Raw genomic sequence first — 20857 nt, 5'->3', positions numbered from 1 at the left:
GACTGCCCCGGCATTGTTGACTCGTGGGCCTAGCGAGCAGGTGCCGGCGCCCGGCCAGCGGTGACCTGCAGGTCTTGAGATTCGGCAAGCAAGGCTATTACCGGTGGCGAGCGGGACTTCACCGCTACCGACCCGAACGAGCTGGGGCTGAAGGACGTCACGGAGCCCCCATCGACGAAGGGAGGTCCCAATGTGCCGTGAAGGACGTCGATTCCCAAGGCAGGTCGGCTACTCGATGGACTCGCGGAGGAAATGCTCGCTGTTGGACGCTGCACTTATGACGCGTTGCGGTCACGCCGCCCTGCAGGGACCGTGGTGCATTCCGATGATAAGAATGTTCCTACCGGTATCCTCGGGGTCCTTGACTCTCGACGTCGCCGACGGGGCGGGTACCCCGCGCCTAGGGCGCCTTCACCAGATCGTGAGCGCCGTGATGTGCGGCCGGAGGTCCCCGCGGAGGTCGTTGATCACGCGGGTGTGCTTGTCGAACAACATCGTCGGGCGCGAGGTCGTGTTGTAGGCCGGCCAGGCCAGGCTGTCCGTCGAGGGGTTGCCCATCCTGGCGAAGTTCATCCAGGCATCGAACATCTTGTCGCCGACATGGAAGCGGTCTCCGTTCGGGTCGGCGGCGGTGCGTGCCCCGCTGGAGTTCTCGCCGTCCCAGGCGGCGCCGTATTCCTGGTGGTTGAAGACGAACGGAAGCTCGACGCCGTGTGGGGACCACATGCCGTCGAAGCACGGAGTCCTCCATTGGCATTCATACGCGAAGACCGGAGCGCCTCCCTGTTCTGCCTTGGTAGAGCTTTGCCGCACGGCACTGTTCCAAAAGCCGATGTCTGAGGTGATCCGTAGCAACAGCTCCGTCTGCGGCAGCGAAGGCATTGCCCGCCGGTATTCAGCGATCACGGGGACGAGTTCCTCGACGTTGACGTTGCCGACAATGGCGTATGGGGCCAGTCTCCGCGCGAACTCGAGGTCGTCTGCGGGCTGCACGTCCTGCTCTCCTGTGACCAAGCCGGCAAAACCCACCGTCTCGTGCAGGTTGGTACCGATCATCATCGGGATGAGACGGGCGGGCTCGGGGGCGCCATCTGCCCAGGAGTTGCCCCTCAGGATTCTGCCGTCGATTACCGGGCCGTATTTCAAGGAGGCAGTTAACCCGTCAGGGGTCAGAGGCGGGTCGGTCACCTTCTCCACGTAGCGCGCAATCGCCGTAGCCGGGGCCGACTGCAGGGCCTGGATGTCGCCGTTGCGGAGGCCTAGCTCCCGGTAGAGGCCCGCTGTCACAGCGGAAGCGTCCTCGGCGGGGTTGGTACTAAGTAGGGAGCCGCTCATCACGATGGCCTTGTGGAAGAGGCCCTTGGCCTCTTCCATGGCCATCAGACCGATGACCTTGGCACCTCCTCCGGATTGGCCGAAGATCGTGACGTTGTCCGGGTCGCCGCCGAAGGACGCGATGTTCTCCTTGACCCATTGCAGTGCGGCGACGAGATCGAGGTGTCCGGCATTTCCCGAAGTGGCGAACCGCTCGTCGGCCGTCTCACCGAGATACGTGTACCCGAATGCGTTTAGCCGGTGGTTGACGCCTACCGCGATGACGTCTCCGCGGCGCGCCATGCTGCCACCGTCGTAGAGTGGCGCCCCTGCCGAACCCCAGATGAAGGCCCCGCCGTGCAGCCAGACCATGACGGGCAGCTTCGAGGACAAGGTCGCGTGGTCGGGCGCCCAGACGTTGAGGACGAGGCAGTCTTCGTTCTCCTCGCTGGGGTCCACCCAGTCAGGGAAGTCCGGGTTGATCTGAGGGCACTGAGGACCCAGCTTGAGCGCGTCCCGTACACCCGCCCAGGGCGTGACCGGCTGGGGCGGCAGGAAGCGATTCGGCCCCGCCGTCGAGGCACCGTAGTGGATGCCCTTGTACACGACCAGCCCATCGGCAACCACCCCGCGCAGTCTGCCGGGTTCCGTCTCGACGATCCGGAAACCGGTCTGGGCTTCGGCGGCAAAGCCCAGCTCAAAAGGTTGCACCACTGCGATACTGTTGCTTTCGCCGGTTCCCGCGTAGTTGTCAGTCGTCATGGTCGTTCAGTCTCCTGTGCTTTGACGGTCGATGCCCAGTCGATTACATAGTCAGATACTGGGATGTTGTCGTTCAATTGCTAAATGGCTTCCGATTTCTTCAGGGAGAGTTGCGAGGAATGTATGAGATGGACCGACGGAGCGGAAGGTAGAGAATCTACGACAGACTCAGGTCCAGCTCGGAGACTCTCCAACGCGCTCTTCAGCCTGTCCCCGCGGCCGGCCAAGGACCCCTGCGTCTGAGCAGTAGCCTGTTCCGCTGCGCTTGAGGCAGAGGAGGCCCTTTAGGTACCCACCGGCGTCGACGACGGCGAGCCGGCGTCGCCCTTGGGACTTGAGCCACGCCGTCGTCGGTTTGATGGGCCACCACTCCGAGGCCGTCCGGCCCTCAAGCCTTCCCAGATGGACTGCGGGCGCCTCGTCGGGTGCTTCCGCCGCAATGTCAGAACGTTCGATGGTGGTCAAAAGCCGTCCATCTGACGCGACAACCAAGACCAGGTGCACGTGATCATCAGCGAATAGGGAACGAACATCGCCAACGGTCGAAGTCCGAGGGAGCGTCTTCGGGATGTTCACCATCGCTGCCCCGACTGTGCCACTGATCGCTGACGGAGTACTCTCCTGCCGCTCCAAAACTTCTCCCCCTATATAGGTCGAGTATGGGCTCCCGTCCTCACCGCGGGCATTGGAACCCAACCAAGCGAATAGGCCCAGCCTCGGCTCTTCTCCAGTCCTCTGTCGCCTTCATGCGGCATCAGTAGACCCTCCGACCCCTCGGCGTCGGGCCCACAACCATCTCATCTGCACTGAGCTGGTCTTTCACCAAGGTTCTTGCACGAAAGGGCACTTAATTCATCAGCCGGAGCAGGCTCTCCCAAGAACAGAGCGTGTCTATGGATTCGTGCTTCTCGCTGCTGCAGGAGGGTGTCTTGGACCGGCATCGAAGTACCGCCAAGCCGAAGTTGTTACTGACGTTCCGCTGCGAGTATGACCAGAGCAGACTACCCAGCCCAGCCTCAGCAGGTCAGCCAGGAAATGACCGACGGTCCTAGCCGGTAGGGCGACGACGACTGGCGAATGCGTGGACAAGTAACGACACGAATACCGCCATACAGATGAGCGCCCCGATAGCAAAGGTCGCTCGGATACCGTCCCCGGTTGCGTGGAGATCCGGTGCCATATTCGCTGCAAGCACAGCGCCGGAAACGGCGGTGCCGAAGGAGGCGCCTACAGACCGTAGGACCTGGTTGAAGCTCACGGAGCTTCCCAATTCCGCCCTTGCCACGCTTCTCGCAATAAGGGCAGGCATTGCAGCGTAGCTGGCGCCCATGCCGACACCGAAAGTGACCATCCCCACCAGAATCTCCCAGAGTTCGTCGTGTGCAAACCAAAGCAACATTCCAGCCCCAGTCACAATGCCGGCACCAATAGGCAGCAGCGTTGTTAGCCTTATTCGGCGTGAGAGCCTGCGGACCAGACGGTTGGCCGCGAAGCTTCCCACGGAGAGCGGCAGCATCACGAATCCAGCCCAGAAGACCGGGAGGGCCATGCCATACCCTGTGGACAGGGGAGCTTGTGCGACGAGACTTGAAATTGAGAGGCCGATGTAGAGTGCGGCACCCAATCCGGCTGCAGTGGCATTAGCGAGCAAGACATCACCGTGCCGGAATACTCGTAGGTTGATCAGGGGGTCCCGCAGCTGTAGCCCTGTCCTGACCCAAAGGACCAGGAAGAGAGCGGCCAGAGCAAAGCTGCCCATAGTCCACGGAGAAGCCCACCCCCATGTTGGTGCCTCGCTCACACTCAGTAGCAGTCCGCCTAGTCCCAAGCTAAGCAACGTGGCACCGTAGAAGTCGAACGGTAATCGCGGGGCTTGCTCATCGGGTCCTGCCGGCACCGCAACGTAGACCACAACGATCGCGGAAACTACAAAAAGCACGGCAAACCAGAATGCGATACGAAAATCCGTCATGCCCGCGATCACGCCCGTCAGCGGGTACCCAATGCCCAGCCCGGTAGCCACGGTCACGGACAAACTTGAGATAGAGGCCTGCGCCTTGTCAGCGGAGACGTAGCGCCGAGCAAGCGCAATCGTGACCGGTACAATTCCATATGACAAGCCCTGTAGGGCCCGGCCAATGAGGAATACGGTAAAGTTCGGCGCCAAGGCTGCCACTACTGAGCCCACGAGAATAACGCCCAGGGATAACAAGAGAAGCAGTCTCTTGTGAGGGCCATCACTTAAGCGTCCCATTATTGGTGTCGAAATCGCACCAAACAAAAGGTTGACGGTGAGCATCCACTGCGCGGTGCTGACTGAAACGTCCATCTCACGGGAGATGGCAGGCACGAGCAACATACCGAGCGAACTCACGATCGAAGTCGACAGCGCTGCATAAATCAGCGCCGGAACCAGGCGGGAAGGCGCGGTCGTGTCACTCACCGAACGCATCCGATTTCCGTTTCCCCTGGGCAGGCAGTGCTGCCTCAGCAGTTGCCGGCTCTTGGCGCGTCGGTTTCTCCTGCCCCACGCCAGACGGCCGTTCATGCGCTCCCGCCCACCGCCTGTACGGCCGCTGGCGGCCGGGCCCGGTGTATCCACTCGGGCTCGGCCGATAGTCCGCGCTGTCCCTAAGCTCCGAGACGAGCTCGCTTCGCTTAAGTTCACCGACGGCAAGCAGTATTCCGCTTGAGCTGGCGTGCACTGACTCCGTCAAGTTGAAAGCCGTTGTCCGCCGAATATCGGCAGGGCAGTCCAACGTTCCATACTTGCCTGCAGACTTCGTCCACTCTGGATGCGGACTATGAAGTAGCGGATTCAAGTTCTCAATAGAGGAACACACTATAACGTCGCTCATTCCGAGAATTATACACAAGGAACTTGATAAAGTTGCCTGATCTTTCGCTGATGTTAATGCCAGGGGAAGCATGCGAGAGTCTCAGACTGGCAGGGCACCAACGTCGGTCGGTGATCTCGGAAACGGCAAGATCCAGCACGACGTGACGTTCTGCGCCTCCTTCCACCTTGAGGTCGGTGAGTGGCTGGGACTTTGCCAAGGACACCACCGACCCCGCCCCCCCCCCACCACCGACAGGCCACAGGGTTGGATCCGGAACTACGGGGATAGAGATTGGGACGGATTCGCGCGGCTTCCACGCGAAGCCACCCCCGCCGTCATAGTGACTTGGAGAAGCTGCAGACCGCTGCGGACGCCCCCTTGCCTGCCAGCAGCGTGCCGAACGCTCACACTAGAGGCTGAGGCCCTTCGCCGCAGTGTGTCGGTAGAAATCGACGTTCTCCGCGGGGAGTGGATCCTTGTTGAGGATGACGTCAGCCGCTTTCTCGGCGATCATCATGACCGGCGCATAAAGGTTGGCATTCGGGATAGAAGGCATCACCGACGCGTCGACAACTCGAAGGCCCTCAACTCCGTGCACTCGGAAGCTGTGGGGATCGACGACGGACTGGTCATCGTTCCCCATCTTGCAGGTCCCGCATGGGTGGTAGGTGGTCTCGGCATCCTGGGAGACCCAATCGAGGATCTCCTTATCCGTCTGGACTTCGGGACCGGGCGAGAGCTCGCCGCCGTTGAATGCTGCGAAGGCGGGCTGATTCATGAGGGCTCGTGTAGTGCGAACACCGTCAATCCACTCCTGGCGATCACGTTCGGTGGACAGATAATTGAACGTCGCAACGGGTTGTTCAAATGGACCGCTGTTCCGCAACTTGATGTGCCCCTTCGACTGTGGCTGCTGCGGACCGAGGTTGATCTGATATGCGTGAGGCGTCTCTGCAGGCGTGCCGTCGTTCCGCACCCCGAGCGTGAGCATCGTCAGCATCAGGTTCGGCATCGGGGCGTCATCGAACGAGCGGACGAAGCCGCCGCCCTCGAAGTGATTCGACGCACCCGGCCCGGTCCTATTGAACAACCACTTGAGACCTGTCATCGGGTAGGTGTGCTTTTTGACGATGCTCTGGTTGGAGACGGGCTGCTTACACTCAAACATGATGAACGCTTCAAGGTGATCCTGCAGGTTCTCGCCAACGCCAGGCAGATCGGCGACGACGTTGATGCCGTGCTCCCTTAGCTCGGCAGCGTTACCGACGCCCGAAAGCTGCAGCAGCTGTGGCGAATTGTACGCGCCGCCGCTCAGAATGACTTCAGCGCCTCTCGCGATGGTCCGCTTCCGAAACCGGGTCGCAAACTCGACGCCGACTGCCCGTGTCCCTTCGAAGACCACCCGCGTTGCTCGAGCGCCTGTGATGACATCGAGGTTCTTCCGCTTCTTCGCCGGGGCAAAATAGGTGCGAGCAGCGTTGTAGCGTTCACCGTTGTCGATGTTTGAATCGAACGAGGAAAAGCCCTCCTGCCGGTAGCCGTTTACGTTGTTAACGAGTTCGTAGCCCGATTGCTTGGCCGCCTCAAAGAGCGCACCGAACAACGGGTTTCGCGATCCATTGTGATGATGCTGATTAACTGGAATAGGGCCCGATCGACCTCGGTACGCGCCAGTTGGATCCGAGCCCTTGAACGTCTCAATCCGCTTAAAATACGGAAGAACGTGAGCGTAGTCCCATTCTTCGGTTCCGGTCTCTTGGGCCCACCGCTCGTAGACGAGTGGATTGGCACGCTGATAAAACATCCCGTTAATCGAGCTGCTTCCACCCATGACCCTGCCGTGATAGTGGTCAATTCGACGACCGTTAAGCCCTGTCTCGGGCTCTGACTTGGTGCGCCAGTCATAGAGGGGGTGGCCCATGAGAAAGAGGAATGCTGCAGGCACTCGCACGGGGACATCGAGTGAGGAGTACCTGTGGCCGGCTTCAAGTACCAAGACGCGGTTTTGTGGATCTTCGCTTAAACGGTTCGCGAGGACGCAACCTGCGGAGCCTCCCCCAACAATGATGTAGTCATAAGCGTCAAGCTTCATTGTCTTGTCCTCACTTGGTAGATGGCATTCTCGAGCGGCGGCGATCGACCGGAAGCCGTGGTCTTACTCACATCCTTCCCCAAGTCCCAGAGCGAGGGGCTAGGGAAGATTACGAAGTACCGCACGGCGTCTTGTGAGCGATGACAGATCACGGAGTCTCCTTGTTCTCAGAGCGAATGGCTCAGAAAGCCGGTCCAGTTGCAAGGCGTCCCAATCCAGTTGTGGGAGGGCTCAGTTTTCTGTGCTCGTTTCAGAGAATTTACGAGGCGGGGTCCGTCGGGGAAAGCGATGATTGAACTTGACAGTGACCACACCGGGACGACTACCACGACCACTGAGGAGCAACTCGACAATGACCCTGGAAAGCATGGACTTTATGGCCTTTGCGGAAACATACCTCGCGGATGAGAACGGTGAAGACGCTTCGAAGGTATTCAACCCGGCCACCGGAGAAGTAATCGCCAGATTCCCCGTAGCGTCTGATTCCGACGTCGATTCTGCCGTGGAACGAGCCTCCGAGGCGTTCAAGACTTGGGGAAGAACCTCCCCCGCTGAGCGTGCGGCCGTTCTGCTCAAGATCGCCGATGCGGTCGAGCAGGAGATCGATGAGTTCGCGCGGATCGAGAGCCTGAACGTAGGGCTTCCGATTGGAGATGTGCGCGACTTCGTGGTGCCGACGGTCGTGGATGTTCTTCGATTCTTCGCGGGGGCTGCCCGTATCTCGACGGCGCCCGCTGTCGACGAGTACGACAACGAGAGTACCTCATGGGTTCGGCGGGAGCCGCTCGGTGTGGTCGGACTCATCACGCCCTGGAACTACCCCCTGCTGATGGCAGCCTGGAAGATCGCACCGGCCCTCGCCGCCGGAAACACGATCCTGCTCAAACCGGCGACGGTAACACCCCTCAGCACCCTCAAGCTGGTCGAGGTTGCCCACAACTTCGTTCCTGAAGGCGTTATCAACCTCATCCTGGGTAGCGGATCAGCGGGCACCGCGATGGCCAAGCACCCGGGAATTCGAAAGATCGCGTTCACCGGCGCAACCTCGACCGGCAAGTTTGTCGCAGCAACGGCCGCAGAGACCGTCAAGAAGGTGGGCCTCGAGCTCGGCGGCAAGGCACCGGTGCTGGTATTCGCAGATAGTCCAATTCGCAAGACGGCCAGGGACCTCGTGACTTTCGGGTATTCGGGCGCTGGCCAGGATTGCACGGCCGCATGCCGCATCATCGTTGAAGAGTCTGTCTACGAGGAATTCGTCGAGGCTTACTGCCGGGAAGTCAGCGGGCTTGTCCTCGGCGACCCATCCGATCCTGCTACGACGCTGGGGCCGGTGATCTCAGAAAAGCAACTGAAGTCCGTCCTCGGGTTCATCGAACGCGCACGGGAAGCCGGCAACACGATCAAGACGGGCGGACGACAGGCAGATCGTCCAGGCTGGTTCATCGAGCCAACTGTGATCACCGACGTCAAGCAGACAGATGAGATCGTTCAGAGCGAAGTGTTCGGCCCGGTAGTGAGTATCCAGTCAGCAAAAAGCGACGACGAAATGCTGCAGCTCGCCAACGACGTCAATTACGGCCTGTCCGCCAGCGTGTGGACGACCAATCTTGCGCGCACGCTCCGCTTCACCAAAGAACTGCGCTTCGGCACAGTCTGGGTAAACCAGCACACGCCCAATGTGTCGGAGATGCCATTCGGCGGATACGGCGAGTCGGGCTACGGTCGCGAGCTATCGCTGCACGGTCTGGATGAGTACTCCCAGCTGAAGCACGTCATGGTCAAGCCGGGGCTGGACCTTTAAGAAACGGGAGGACTAACAGATGACAGAGGGATCAGTGACCACGATTACGAACATCCCCACAAAGATGGCTGCGGTCCAGCTCGTCGGCCATGGTGGGCTCGACCAGTTGGTGTACCGGACCGATGTTCCGACCCCTGTGGCGGGGCCGGGAGAGGTCCTGGTCAAGGTTGGTGCGTGTGCGCTCAACAATACCGAGATCAACACACGCACGGGATGGTACGACCGCGTCGTAGAGGAGTCCGTCTCGGAAGAGCTTGGGCGGTCGGGGCGCGACGACGATGCCGGTGCCACGTGGAATAGCGCGAAAATGTCGTTTCCCCGCGTTCAGGGGGCTTCGGTGGCTGGAACGATCGTAGCGGTCGGGGATGGAGTGGATGAGAGCCGGATAGGAACCCGAATCGTCGTCGACCCGTCTGTTCGGGATCCGAAGCTTCCTCGCCGTGCACAGATTGTTGAATACCTGGGTGGTGACCGGGACGGAGGATTCGCGGAGTATGTGCATGTGCCGTCTGTGAACGCCCATCACGTGAGCACCGACCTCAGTGACGCTGAGCTCGCCACTTTCCCCTGCTCTTACGACACTGCCGAGGAGATGCTCGCCCGGACCGAACTGGGCGACGGCGAGACAGTCGTCGTAACCGGCGCAGCCGGCGGGGTGGGCACTGCGACGATCCAGCTGGCGCAGGCACGTGGCGCCCGTGTTATCGCAATTGCGAGTGCTGGCAAAGAGGCTCGGCTGCGGGAACTCAGCGTCGACGGATTTGTCCCTCGAGACGTACCGGACCTGGCGGCTGCAGTAGCCGCTGTTATCGGTGACCGTGGTGCCGACGTCGTTATCGACGTCGTGGGGGGCAGCATGTTCGAGAGTCTGCTCCTCATGCTTCGGCGTGGGGGTCGATATGCAACAGCAGGAGCCATCGGTGGACCGGTGAGCCGTATCGACCTTCGCGAGCTCATCTATAAGGATCTGGAGTTGCACGGCATCACCAACCCGACGCCCGAGACATTCGCGCGTCTCGTCGGTCTCATCGAAGAGGGCAAGATCAAGCCTCTCGTAGAGGAAGTCTTTCCGCTCTCTAAGCTCAGCAAGGCTCAGGAGACGATGCTGAAGAGAACCCATATCGGCAAGATTGTCGTCGTGCCTGACGGTCTGTGACTTCCGGTTCAAGTACCCAGAACTGAAAACATTTGGAGGCGCTGGCCGGGGACTTGATGGTCCCGGCCAGCGTTTTCGCTTTTCTTGCCGGGCATCGGGGATGGTTGTTTCCCGATTCAATGATGGAGGATTTGTTTCCCTCGCGGCGGGGACGGCCGTCGGTTCCGGCGGCGGTGACAGGAGCGGTCAACTGCCAGGTGTTGACATACAATCCGCGGTGGAAGGCCCAGCGGGCGCAGAGGCTTCCACCAACGGGATGATCTCGGCAGGGATGCGAGCGCACGCACGGAGCAGACCCAAGCGGTGCACTGGGAGGCCAGCACAGATCTTTGTATCTGCGGCATGTCAGCGGAGCCAGCCAAGTCATGTCATCTGGCCGTTAACGGCACTGCGTAAACCACGACGGCGACGCTCGCTTCCAAAGCGCGCGTCGCCGTCGTCGTCTACCTGGGAAGGTGACGATTACTGCCGACCGATACGGCTGTAAATATCAGCGTTCTTCCGGCGATGAACGCTCGCAGTCACCACGCCCAAGACGAACACACCGACGATAAAGGCCATGAGTCCGGCAGCTAGTGCATCGGAACCTCCAACCAACATGGGGAAGTTCATTGCCGCCATCACCAGGACGCTGCCCAGACCTACCGCAGCCAGAATCGGGCAAGCGACGGTTGCCCAAGCCGAGGCGAGCTGGCCGCCGTTACGACGCATATAGGTTCCCACGGAAATGTTGCAGACAAAAATGATGACCAGGGCGATGAAGCTGGTCATGCCAAGTACCGCCGTGTAGAAGACGAGCGGGTCCAGTCCGAAAACAACGGCAGCACCATTGAGGACGAGAGCAGCCGCGCTGGTCGTGATGGAAGCTATGTGAGGCGATCCGTGACGCTTATGGACCGAGGCCATGCTCTCAGGCAGGATCCTATCGGCGCTGAGGTTGAAAACATATCGTGCAGTGATGTTGTGTGCAGCCAGGATCACCGCAAAAGTACTTGTAACGACCATCACCGCTGCCAAGGTGGCCAGCACGTCTCCGCCGGAGGAGTCAATACTGGCATTCATTGCCCCGGTCGGGTTCTCCTGTGCGAGCCCTACTACTCTATCGATGCCCAAAGAACCTATGAATACCACCGACGACAATGCGTAAGTTGCCATCGCGATCGCTATGACTGCGAAGGTGGCACGGGGGATGACGCGGACTGGATTACGTACTTCCTCCCGGAAGAGCACCGTAACCTCGAATCCACCATACATCCCGATCGCCAGGAGAACTCCCAGACTGAAGTTTCCATCAAACCAATGCGCCGGGCTAAGAGGCTCCAAAGAGACTCCAGCACCATTGGCACCTCCATTGATGAAGACCAACACGCAGTAGATAACGATGACAGTCAGTTCGGAGAAGAGGAAGATCGTAAGAACCTTTGCTGACAACTCGACCTTGAAGTAGCTGAGGACCGCTGAACCCAGCCAAAAACAGGCCGCCCAGGCATACCAGGGAAGCTCCGGACCATGCAGAGTGTTTGTAATGAGATCTCCGGCTACGATACCGGCGAACGAGAAGGTGCCGGCGTAGACGCAGAAGTAAGCGAGCAAAGCGATATAACCGGAACCCAGGCCTACATGGCGGCCAAGACCTGCAGTGATAAGGGCATAGAAGCCGCCGGGGTTGGGCAGTACCCTTGCCATTCTCGTGAACCCGACTGAGAACAGAGCGAGGATAATGCCGGCCACGACAAACGAGATGGGAGTTCCGATACCGGCCCCCTCCATGACCATGATCGGGATAATTCCGATGACAACTACCATCGGTGCGTTGTAGGCCATTACGCTGAAGATCAGCTGGAAAAACCCCATATTGCCAGTAAGGTGGTGCGATTGAGAGGACCGTTCAACGGCCGCCGGAATCGTTAAATCCATTCGTATTTCCCTTCATGATGAGCCAAAATATGGAGCTTTTGTTGCCTCACGACCCGAGGAAGTAGTTCTCCGCGTCTGAGGCGAGTTCAGCGGTATGACATGATATTGGCCCCAAGATTTCGCCTCCGGAACTGGCCAGTTCACCAACTGTGGTCGGCGGTTTTGTTCGTGTTCCAGCCATGCATGATCGCAGGAGGCTGATATGTCCAGGCGCAGCCTTGATGCTAGCCACTCGGTTCATCGACGGTGCTGCAGAGGCAGTTCTTGAGCTGAGTTGGAGTTTCCCCGAGCACACGAACCGGCTGTCGGCTCCACTCCAATGTTCAGCACTCCGTTTCTGCACCTAGTCTGTTGTCAAAGTGGACTGGTACGTCTAACGACGTGAACGGGATCCAGATCGACGTACACGACACGACGCAAGGGGGCCCGGAGCATGGGCACGCATTTGACACACTGGGGAGCCTTCGAAGCTGAGAGCGACGGAACGTCTCTGCAGTCCGTCAAACCATGGTCTGGAGATCCGGACCCCAGAGACATTCTCGATAATGTGGCCTCAGCGCAACATCATCCAACTCGCGTGCTGCGCCCGGCCGTTCGTTCGGGATGGCTGGAGCACGGACCGGGGAGTGGATCAGGACGTGGTTCTGAGCCCTTCGTGGAGGTGTCCTGGGAACGGGCCATAGAACTGGTAAGTGCGGAGCTCAGCCGGGTCTACGCGGAATACGGCCCCATGGCTGTATACGGCTGCTCATACGGATGGGCCAGCGCCGGCCGTTTCCATCACACCCAAAGCCAAATCCACAGATTCCTGAACTCCCTCGGCGGATATGTTGCAGGTGTCACTGACTACAGTTACGGGGCCTCCGGCGTCCTGCTTCCGCATGTCATCGCTCCCCCGGTTGAAATTATGGCCAAGGCAACGTCCTGGGACGTGGTCAGCCAGAACACGCAGCTGTTCGTTGCATTTGGCGGATTGTCAGAAAAAAACAGTGGAATAGGCCCAGGTGGAATTGGCCGTCACGTGGCTCGCAACGCAATTAAGGAGGCGGTTGCGCGCGGCTGCCGCTTCATCGATGTATCCCCAATCGCAGATGATACTTACAGGGAAGCCCAGGCCGAATGGATCGCCCCCGTTCCCGGCAGTGACGCCGCTTTGATGCTGGCGTTGGCCTTCGTTCTGGATGCAGAAAACCTCGCTGACTCGCAATTCCTGGACCGCTATTGCGTTGGGGCGGACAAATTTTTGTCCTACGTCCGCGGTGACGTTGACGGAGCGCCCAAGAACCCCCAATGGGCAGAAAAATTGACATCGATACCTGCTGAGCGAATCGTCCGGCTTGCGCGCGAGATGGCAGCCTCGCGGACGATGATCAACATCAGTTGGTCAATGCAGCGGCAGCAGCATGGCGAGCAACCTGTTTGGCTCGGTGTGACGCTGGCAGCCATGCTGGGCCAGATCGGGCTGCCTGGTGGTGGTTTCCAGCATGGATATGGCTCCTCAGCAGATGTCGGGTTGCCCTTGCGAGTCTCGAGCGCGCCATCCTTTCCCCAGGGGCGAAACCAAGAACCGTCCTACATCCCGGTAGCGCGGATCTCGGACATGCTGCTCGAACCGGGTAGCCAGATCGACTTCAATGGAAATCGTTTAACTCTGCCGAAAATTGAGCTGATCTATTGGGCTGGAGGCAACCCCTTCCATCATCACCAAGACCTTGCCAAATTCCGTAAAGCATGGTCAAAACCGGCAACCGTCATCGTCAATGAGCAGTTCTGGACGGGTACCGCGCGGCATGCCGATATAGTTCTGCCTGCAACCATGACGTTTGAGCGAAACGATTATGGGGCCGGCCGTAACGACCCTACTTTCTTTCCCATGCACGCCCTAACGGCACCCGCTGGAGAAGCACGGGATGATTTCGATATCTTCGCCGCTGTGGCGGAAAAGATGGGACGCGGTGATGTTTTCACCGAAAACCGGGACACCATGGGCTGGCTTCGCCATCTTTACGACGGGTGGCAGAAAAGGCTCGCTGACAAAGGAACTGTCGTCGTGGATTTCGACACATTTTGGGCGAGCGAGAAAATCGAGATCCCGGTGGTAAAGCCGGATCAGATTCTCTTTTCCGAATTCCGGCGTGATCCAATTGAGAATCCACTGGCCACCCCTAGCGGCAAGATTGAGATTTTTTCCTCGACGATCGAAAGTTTCGGCTACCCCGATTGTCCCGGTCATCCCGTTTGGATTGAGCCCGACGAATGGCTTGGATCGGCTGGCGATTACCCGCTGCACCTGATAGCGAATCAACCTAAGACCAAGCTACACAGCCAGCTGGACATAGGGGCCACCAGTCAAAAGTCCAAAATACAGGGACGCGAGCCCCTTCGAATGAATCCTGAAGATGCCGCTGCCCGGGGACTTTCGGACGGACAGGTTGTCCTGGTTCGAAACGACCGGGGAAGGTGCCTGGCTGGCCTGGTGATTTCCGCTGCCATACGTCCGGGTGTTGTCCAGCTTTCAGCAGGGGCCTGGTACGACCCTGCACCTGATGATCCATCGTTCTGCCGTCACGGGAATCCAAATGTGCTGACATCCGACAGGCCGTCCTCGAGTCTTTCGCAGGCCACTACTGCCCAGCACGCACTCGTTGAGGTTGAAGCATGGTCAGGCGATATTCCTGAGCTGGATGTGCTCACACCGCCCGTTCTGGTGCCGGACCACTAGGATGCCGGCCCATTGCTTTTGGCTCTGCGCGCGGTTCATTCCTGCACCCTATTACTCGTACCGCATTCGGCCCGAAGAAACGGATTAGTCAATGTCAGTTCAACCCTCTGCCTTCGGCCCCCTCCCTCCCTATGATCCAGAAATTGCACCGTTCATGGCCAGCATCCCAGCCTATGAAAACCAGCGGGCTGCGCTCGAAGCGATGATTCAACAGAGGGAAATAGTTCTAGGGGAGGATCAGATTACTCGTAATGGAACGTTCACCGCTCGCACGAAGGTCATACAGGGCCAGCAGGGACGCTCCGTGACCATGCATCTCATAGGTCCGGCACACCAACCAGCACGTGGTGCCATCGTTTGGTTGCACAGCGGCGGGATGGTTTCCGGGGCAGCTCTCTCACTGGATCTTCCCCAAGTTTTGGACATCGCTGAAGACCAGTCCCTGCTCGTCGTTGCAGTGGAATACGGCAGGGCGCCCGAGCATCCCGCCCCAGCCGGGATGCTGAATTCCCTTGATGCCCTTAATTGGGTCGCAGCTCACGCAGACGAACTCAACTATCCACGGAACGCCCTGTTCCTGCATGGACTCAGCGGCGGCGCCGGCCTGGCCGCTGCAGTGGCGTTTGAAGCGCGGGCGGCCGGCTTGGACTATGCCGGCTTGGTCATCGACGGGGCCATGATTGACGATCGGATGATCTCGCTCTCCTATCAACAACTGGACAGCAGTTCTGCAGCCGTCGCCGGCATGTACCGCGTAATGTGGAATGCCGTGCTGGGAAAGGAATCACCCTCAATACTTGCGGACTATCCCCACCTTGCTGTTGGCCGGCTGGTCGACGAAGACTTCTCCGGCTTCCCACCCGTATTTCTCATGTGCGGCGCCAGCGATGCCTTCCGAGACGACACGACGGCTATGGCTCAGGCAATCTGGCGTTCCGGTGGCACAGCAGACCTGCACCAATGGGCGGGCACAATTCATGGTTCCGATCTGATGGTGCCCGAAGCCCACGTCTCCAAGGAATCGGCAGCCGTCCGCAGAGGGTGGTACGACAGGATGATGACGAGAATTGAAGAAGACACAAAACTGTCCCTTGACGAGAAACTTCAGGCCATCTGAGCGGCTCGTGCACCGTGCACCCTCCTTAATCCGCCCAACATGCTCGGTTAGAATCCCAACACGCAGCGGGCCCGAACCCAAGGATCACTGACATAGGGAGAGAAGTCCCGTCGCGTCGTTCGTGGCTCTTCGCCCGATGGACGCGAGCTCTGAGACAAGGACCTCTTTGTAGCGGCCTCCACGCTCTGGCCTAAAAGCACAGGCGGGAGTAGCGTCCATTTCGAAGGAATGTTGACTTGCGACCGTGTGGCGCATCGGTGGTCAAACGGCGCTGTCCTTTACTCGGAGGACTGGAATGTCCGGTTGGAATGCTGATAACGCTGCGGGGCCTCTAGGTGCCGGGACGGTTACTCTAGTTGAGGGTTCGTCTTTCTGTATCTCCTTGGCGAACGGAGATATCCATCCTGAGAACCCACATGGCGTTTTCGTCCGAGACACTCGCATCCTGTCGCACTGGGGCTTAACCGTTAACGGCCAGGTGGTAGAAGAGCTGGGGGCTGAAACGAAGGAGCCGTACCGCGCGCTATTTGCGGGACGTGTCCCCGGCCTGAACGGGCATGCCGACAGCCCCCTTATTGTGGAGCGGCTGCGTGAAGTGGGGTCCGGAATCCACGAACAGATCACCGTTCGGAACTACTCGCTGGCGCCTGCCGACTGCGTCGTTTCGCTAAGCGTTGCCGCTGACTTCGCTGATCTTTTCGAAGTGAAGGAGGCCCGAATCAAAAGGCCTTGGGACGAAACCCGCCAGAACCAGGGCGAGGAGCTGGTTATTCAAGCCACCTGGCAAGATATCCGAAAGGGCGTCGTTATTCGTGCCCCCGGAGCACAGGTTACGCCGGATACATTGACATATAGGGTGACTATCGAACCGCACAGCCAGTGGAGCACAACCCTTACGGTGGTGCCCGAAACCGAGAGTGGCAGTCGTCCACCGTCTTTCGTCCACGCGGACGGCGAGCTCTCCCCCAGTGACCTGCGCCGACAACAGTGGGTGGCCAAGATTCCGGTCCTGCAGATGGGGAACCGGTCGATTGAACGGACTATGCGGCGAAGCTATGACGATCTGGGTGCACTCAGGATCGAGGACCCTAACCACCCAGACCGTGTTGTCGTGGCCGCCGGTGCCCCGTGGTTCATGACCCTTTTTGGCCGGGACTCGTTATGGGCCTCGGAGATGTCACTTCCAATTGATCCCTCCTTAGCGCTGGGCACGCTGCAAACGCTCGCCGACCGCCAGGGCCGCGCAGTAGATCCAATAAGCGAAGAAGAACCCGGGAAGATTTTGCATGAGGTCAGGTTTGATGTCTCCAGCGCACTGGCGCTGGGAGGCAAGGCCACCTATTACGGCAGCGTCGATGCCACCCCTTTGTTCGTCATGGTTCTCGGGTCGGTTAGTCGTTGGGGATTCGCCGCGGACACCATCGCTGCCCTGCTGCCTCACGCAGACCGTGCAATGGAGTGGATTCAAAAATACGGGGACAAAGACGGCGACGGTTTCGTCGAATATGAGCGCCTGAACAATCGGGGGTTGATTAACCAAGGCTGGAAGGATTCCTGGGACGGTATCAATTTCGCAGATGGAAGTATGCCCGAGCCACCGATAGCCCTGTGCGAGGTGCAGGCGTATGTCTACGGAGCCTACGCGGCCCGCGCCTGGATGGCTTATGACGGCGGAGACGATGCCCTCGGGAACAAGTACGCCGATCTTATGGTGAAGTTGAAGAAGCGCTTCAACGAGGAATTCTGGATGCCGGAGCGTGGCTATTACGCCGTTGCCTTGGACGGAAAGAAGCGCCAGGTCGACGCTTGTGCGTCCAACATGGGTCACTGCCTATGGCTGGGACTTGTGGACGAGGACAAGGCGCCGTCGGTGGTGGAGCATCTTATGTCTCCAGAGATGTTCAGCGGATGGGGCATCCGAACCTTGGCCACTGACATGGGTGCCTATAACCCTGCCAGCTATCACAACGGTTCCGTTTGGCCTCACGACAACGCCATTATTGCAGCTGGACTCCTGCGATATGGGTTCGTCGACGAGGCCCAACGAATCTCGACTGCATTGCTGGAGGCGGCCGAGTTTTCAGACGGCCGCCTCCCTGAATTGTTTTGCGGTTTCAGCCGGGACCAATTCGCTGTCCCTCTGCCCTATCCGACCGCGTGTTCGCCTCAAGCCTGGGCGGCAACGACGCCCATTCTGCTGGTGACAGGCCTAATGCAGTACGACGCCCACGTTTCCCGCGGCGGAGTGTGGATGGACCCAGTCCTTCCCGCGTCCTTTGGCGATGTCCACATCACCAATGCACCTATGGCCGACGGGCGGATCACCATCGACATCTCGGACTCCATCCCCCTAGTTAAGGGGCTACCTGAAGAGATCACTTTCTATAGGGGCCACAGGCCATGGATTACGGAACTGGTAGAGCAAGCCGATCGACGCCGAAAGGGCTGACACCTGGGCAACAAGCGAAGTGCTCACTGACGTTGGGTGCAGGTTGCTGACACGAGCAAACTCCTTCGACCCTCGACACGCTGATCCTCCACGCGGACGCCCCGCCTACAGACCTACAAATACCGATCCAACCGGTTGCCCAATCTGGCCCTTCGTGTTCCTTCACCCGGTAGATACTCCGCTATTCGCGCGACGCACCACTCTGACGAACCAACCGTGGCCGACACTTAATGGGGACCCCATATACGGCAAGGCGCGTGGCGAGCGACTCGTCGGAAAGCTTCGAACCCACGGGGTCCTAGCCGACTCGTGGATCGCTTACACATCTCTCGCGGTTAGGAAACTGCAGAAACTTACTTTTTGATACGCAACTATGTTAGCATTGGGCCATCGCTATTTTTCGATGTGGGGACCTGAAGTCGCCGACCAAGTCTCCAGGACTAAAGAGCAGAGGGCACAACATGTCATTGGATCCAACGCAACGCAACTCGCTCGTTCTGCCAGTTGTGTGCGCACCCATGGCAGGGGTTTCCGGGCCCGACTTGGTCCGCGAAGCATGCAAGTCAGGAATCATGGGCGTTTTACCGCGACACAACGCCGTGGACATCGCGCAATTCGGGGACTGGCTCCGTCAGATCCGCAAAGATCTTGACGAGCATCAGGAACGACATCCTGCCGCGATCATCGGTCCTCTGGCAGTGAATTTCTCTCGACGCTGGACCGATGATGAAATGAGAGCAAACCTTGATCTCTGCGCCCGTTACGGTGTGGACGTCATCGTCAGTGCCATGGGCGATCCGACCGAACTCACCCGGACTGTGCACGGGTGGGGTGGCAAGGTCTTTCATGATGTCACGAGCATGCGTTTCGCGGAGAAGGCGATCTCTGCCGGCGTCGACGGCCTGACTTGCATTGTGGGCGGAGGAGGTGGCCACTCGGGGCTACTCAGCCCATTCGTCTTCATTCCGCAGGTGCGAAGTATGTTCGATGGAACAGTCCTTTTGGCCGGAGCCATTTCAACGGGTGCCGCGATTAGGTCGGCGGAGATCCTCGGTGCCGATCTTGCATATTTGGGGACTCGCTTTATTGCGACAACGGAGGCGAATGTAGCCCCGGCCTATCGGCGGATGCTTGTGGAGTCGAGGTCGACTGATCTGATCTACACGAGCAGCGTAACTGCCGTTCCCGCCAATTGGTTGAAGCCCTCACTCGCCTCTATCGGCTTAGATCCTGAGGATCTTCCGGTCTCATCCGGCCGCGGTAATTATGACCATCTGCCGCCGAAAACCCGACCATGGCGTGACATCTGGAGTGCCGGCCAAGGCATTGACCTCATCGACGATGCTCCTTCCGTGGCGGACTTGGTTCAACGCCTACGTGTTGAGTACCGCGCTGCTTGCCAGATTCCCGAATTTCGCCCGTTCCATGAGAACTGTGATAGCAGCGATGCTGTTGACGCCTAGCAATTTGGAAGCTGGGACGGGGCGACAAACTTACGCGTTCGCACGACACCTGAACCTCGTGGTAGAGCGCCGCTCTTTTCCGGGAGTCCCGGTATGACAGAGCTCAAAATTGACCGTCCGGCAGCGGGAGTACTCCGCTGCAGGCTGGACGGACCCGAAACTTTGAATGCGCTTGATGATCAGGTCAAGCGCGCTCTGGTGGAGCAGATTGTCGTGTCTGCATCTGAACCTGAGGTGCGGGTTCTGATGTTGACAGGTGCTGGCCGCGCGTTCTGTTCGGGTGGTGATATTCGGGGTATGGGACAACGTACTCCGGCTGAGATGAACCAAGTGCTTACTTACGGCCGCCAGATTACCGAAGGCCTGTCCAATCTGCAAAAGCCGGTCGTGGCCGCCGTGAACGGCATCGCCTCAGGAGCTGGTTTCAATCTTGCCCTTGCCTGTGACCTCATTTTGGCCGCCCCGCAGGCTTGGTTCCAGCAGTCCTTCGTGAAAATGGGACTGATGCCGGATATGGGGGGAACATATCTTCTCGCCCAATCAATTGGGCTACACCGTGCCAAGGACGCGGTGCTGAACATGCGCAAGTTCTCCGCGCATGAGGGCAAGCAGTTGGGTTTCGTCGCCGAGGTGCTGGAGGGCCAGCCTTTTGACGACCAAGCCGTCGCATACTGTGCAGCGCTTTCCCAACGAGCCCCTCTGGCCCTCGGACTGACAAAGTTCCTTACCAACCGCTCTGTGGACGGCACCCTCCGAGATGCACTGGACCGTGAGGGCCTTGCGCAGGGAGTCCTGGCTGCCACTGAGGACCACAAACGTGCCGTTAACGCTTTTCATAGCAAAGAAGACCTTGACGCCATCGAGTTCACAGGTAACTGAATCAACACACTGATCCCCGTCTTTAGGACAAATAGCACGCGCTGTCCTCGACCGTCCCGAAAAAACGGATCCACCCAACAGCCCGAAGCTGTCCAGTTCGGGAGTGTCCCTTTAACGGTGGAACCGTGGCTGGCATTTAATTGATTCTTCCTTCGAAGGTGATGGCGAAGGCGTTCAGGGCCGGGCTTCTACCTTGATGCCCACCGTGCCCTGCCTTTGCCGGTCGGGTCCAGTGCCCGAGTGGCCAGGTAGAGGCATGTCAGTGCGGCTTGGTCGGTGGGGAAATGTCCCCGGGCTCGGACACGCGCCGGTAGCGGGCATTGACGGCTCTTCACGGTTCATGGT

12 protein-coding genes and 2 pseudogenes are annotated in these 20857 nt (G+C 59.2%); 8 read left to right on the top strand and 6 right to left on the bottom strand.

The features are described from left to right. Positions 1 to 108: 108 nt before the first annotated feature. Positions 109 to 327, top strand: a pseudogene (locus J7E83_RS21325) (IS3 family transposase); the annotation flags it as partial. An 84-nt stretch (positions 328 to 411) separates the two neighbouring features. Here the strand turns inward: J7E83_RS21325 and J7E83_RS20175 are convergent. The 4 genes from J7E83_RS20175 to J7E83_RS20160 all read right to left on the bottom strand — a co-directional run bounded on the left by J7E83_RS20175 (position 412) and on the right by J7E83_RS20160 (position 7008). Further along, a complete protein-coding gene (locus J7E83_RS20175) occupies positions 412 to 2076 on the bottom strand; it encodes a carboxylesterase/lipase family protein (protein ID WP_214965792.1) in 1665 nt (554 codons plus the stop codon). Positions 2077 to 2244: 168 nt separating this feature from the next. Further along, complete coding sequence (locus J7E83_RS20170) at positions 2245 to 2541, bottom strand: hypothetical protein (RefSeq protein WP_214965790.1); 297 nt, start codon at positions 2539 to 2541, stop codon at positions 2245 to 2247. Positions 2542 to 3124: 583 nt separating this feature from the next. Then, positions 3125 to 4519: an MFS transporter gene (locus tag J7E83_RS20165; RefSeq protein WP_311379820.1), complete on the bottom strand. Its 1395-nt coding sequence runs from the start codon at positions 4517 to 4519 to the stop codon at positions 3125 to 3127. 806 nt (positions 4520 to 5325) lie between these two features. Continuing rightward, positions 5326 to 7008, bottom strand: coding sequence for a choline dehydrogenase (locus tag J7E83_RS20160; protein WP_214965789.1), 1683 nt, complete (start codon positions 7006 to 7008; stop codon positions 5326 to 5328). A 352-nt stretch (positions 7009 to 7360) separates the two neighbouring features. Here J7E83_RS20160 and J7E83_RS20155 point away from each other — a divergent pair, with 352 nt between their 5' ends. Both J7E83_RS20155 and J7E83_RS20150 read left to right on the top strand, forming a co-directional pair. Beyond that, positions 7361 to 8809 (top strand): aldehyde dehydrogenase family protein, encoded by a 1449-nt coding sequence (locus J7E83_RS20155; protein ID WP_214965787.1) that lies wholly within the window; start codon positions 7361 to 7363, stop codon positions 8807 to 8809. A 19-nt stretch (positions 8810 to 8828) separates the two neighbouring features. Next, positions 8829 to 9965, top strand: coding sequence for an alcohol dehydrogenase family protein (locus tag J7E83_RS20150; protein WP_214965785.1), 1137 nt, complete (start codon positions 8829 to 8831; stop codon positions 9963 to 9965). Positions 9966 to 10427: 462 nt separating this feature from the next. Here J7E83_RS20150 and J7E83_RS20145 read toward each other — a convergent pair whose 3' ends face one another. Then, entirely contained in the window at positions 10428 to 11882 is a 1455-nt protein-coding gene (locus tag J7E83_RS20145; RefSeq protein WP_214965783.1) for an APC family permease, read from the bottom strand. A 433-nt stretch (positions 11883 to 12315) separates the two neighbouring features. Between J7E83_RS20145 and J7E83_RS20140 the strand changes: the two genes are divergently transcribed. The 5 genes from J7E83_RS20140 (at position 12316) to J7E83_RS20120 (ending at position 20512) form a co-directional block, all read left to right on the top strand. Further along, the gene (locus tag J7E83_RS20140; RefSeq protein WP_214965781.1) at positions 12316 to 14604 is read left to right on the top strand and encodes a molybdopterin-dependent oxidoreductase; all 2289 of its coding nucleotides are present in this window, start codon (positions 12316 to 12318) and stop codon (positions 14602 to 14604) included. 310 nt (positions 14605 to 14914) lie between these two features. Further along, positions 14915 to 15721 (top strand): alpha/beta hydrolase, encoded by an 807-nt coding sequence (locus J7E83_RS20135; protein WP_251044239.1) that lies wholly within the window; start codon positions 14915 to 14917, stop codon positions 15719 to 15721. 295 nt (positions 15722 to 16016) lie between these two features. Next, positions 16017 to 18170, top strand: coding sequence for a glycogen debranching N-terminal domain-containing protein (locus J7E83_RS20130; protein ID WP_214965778.1), 2154 nt, complete (start codon positions 16017 to 16019; stop codon positions 18168 to 18170). 461 nt (positions 18171 to 18631) lie between these two features. Continuing rightward, positions 18632 to 19633 carry a nitronate monooxygenase family protein gene (locus tag J7E83_RS20125; RefSeq protein WP_214965776.1) on the top strand — a complete coding sequence of 334 codons (1002 nt, stop codon included), beginning with the start codon at positions 18632 to 18634 and terminating at the stop codon, positions 19631 to 19633. Positions 19634 to 19726: 93 nt separating this feature from the next. Next, positions 19727 to 20512: an enoyl-CoA hydratase/isomerase family protein gene (locus J7E83_RS20120; protein WP_285289382.1), complete on the top strand. Its 786-nt coding sequence runs from the start codon at positions 19727 to 19729 to the stop codon at positions 20510 to 20512. A 136-nt stretch (positions 20513 to 20648) separates the two neighbouring features. Here J7E83_RS20120 and J7E83_RS20115 read toward each other — a convergent pair. Beyond that, positions 20649 to 20840, bottom strand: a pseudogene (locus J7E83_RS20115) (IS256 family transposase); the annotation flags it as partial. Between the last annotated feature and the right edge of the window lie 17 nt (positions 20841 to 20857).

The sequence above is a fragment of the Arthrobacter sp. ISL-48 genome (assembly GCF_018613805.1).
Lineage (GTDB): Bacteria > Actinomycetota > Actinomycetes > Actinomycetales > Micrococcaceae > Arthrobacter.
The sequence above is the reverse complement of the archived record's forward strand: the minus strand, read 5'-3'. Positions and strand labels throughout refer to the sequence as shown.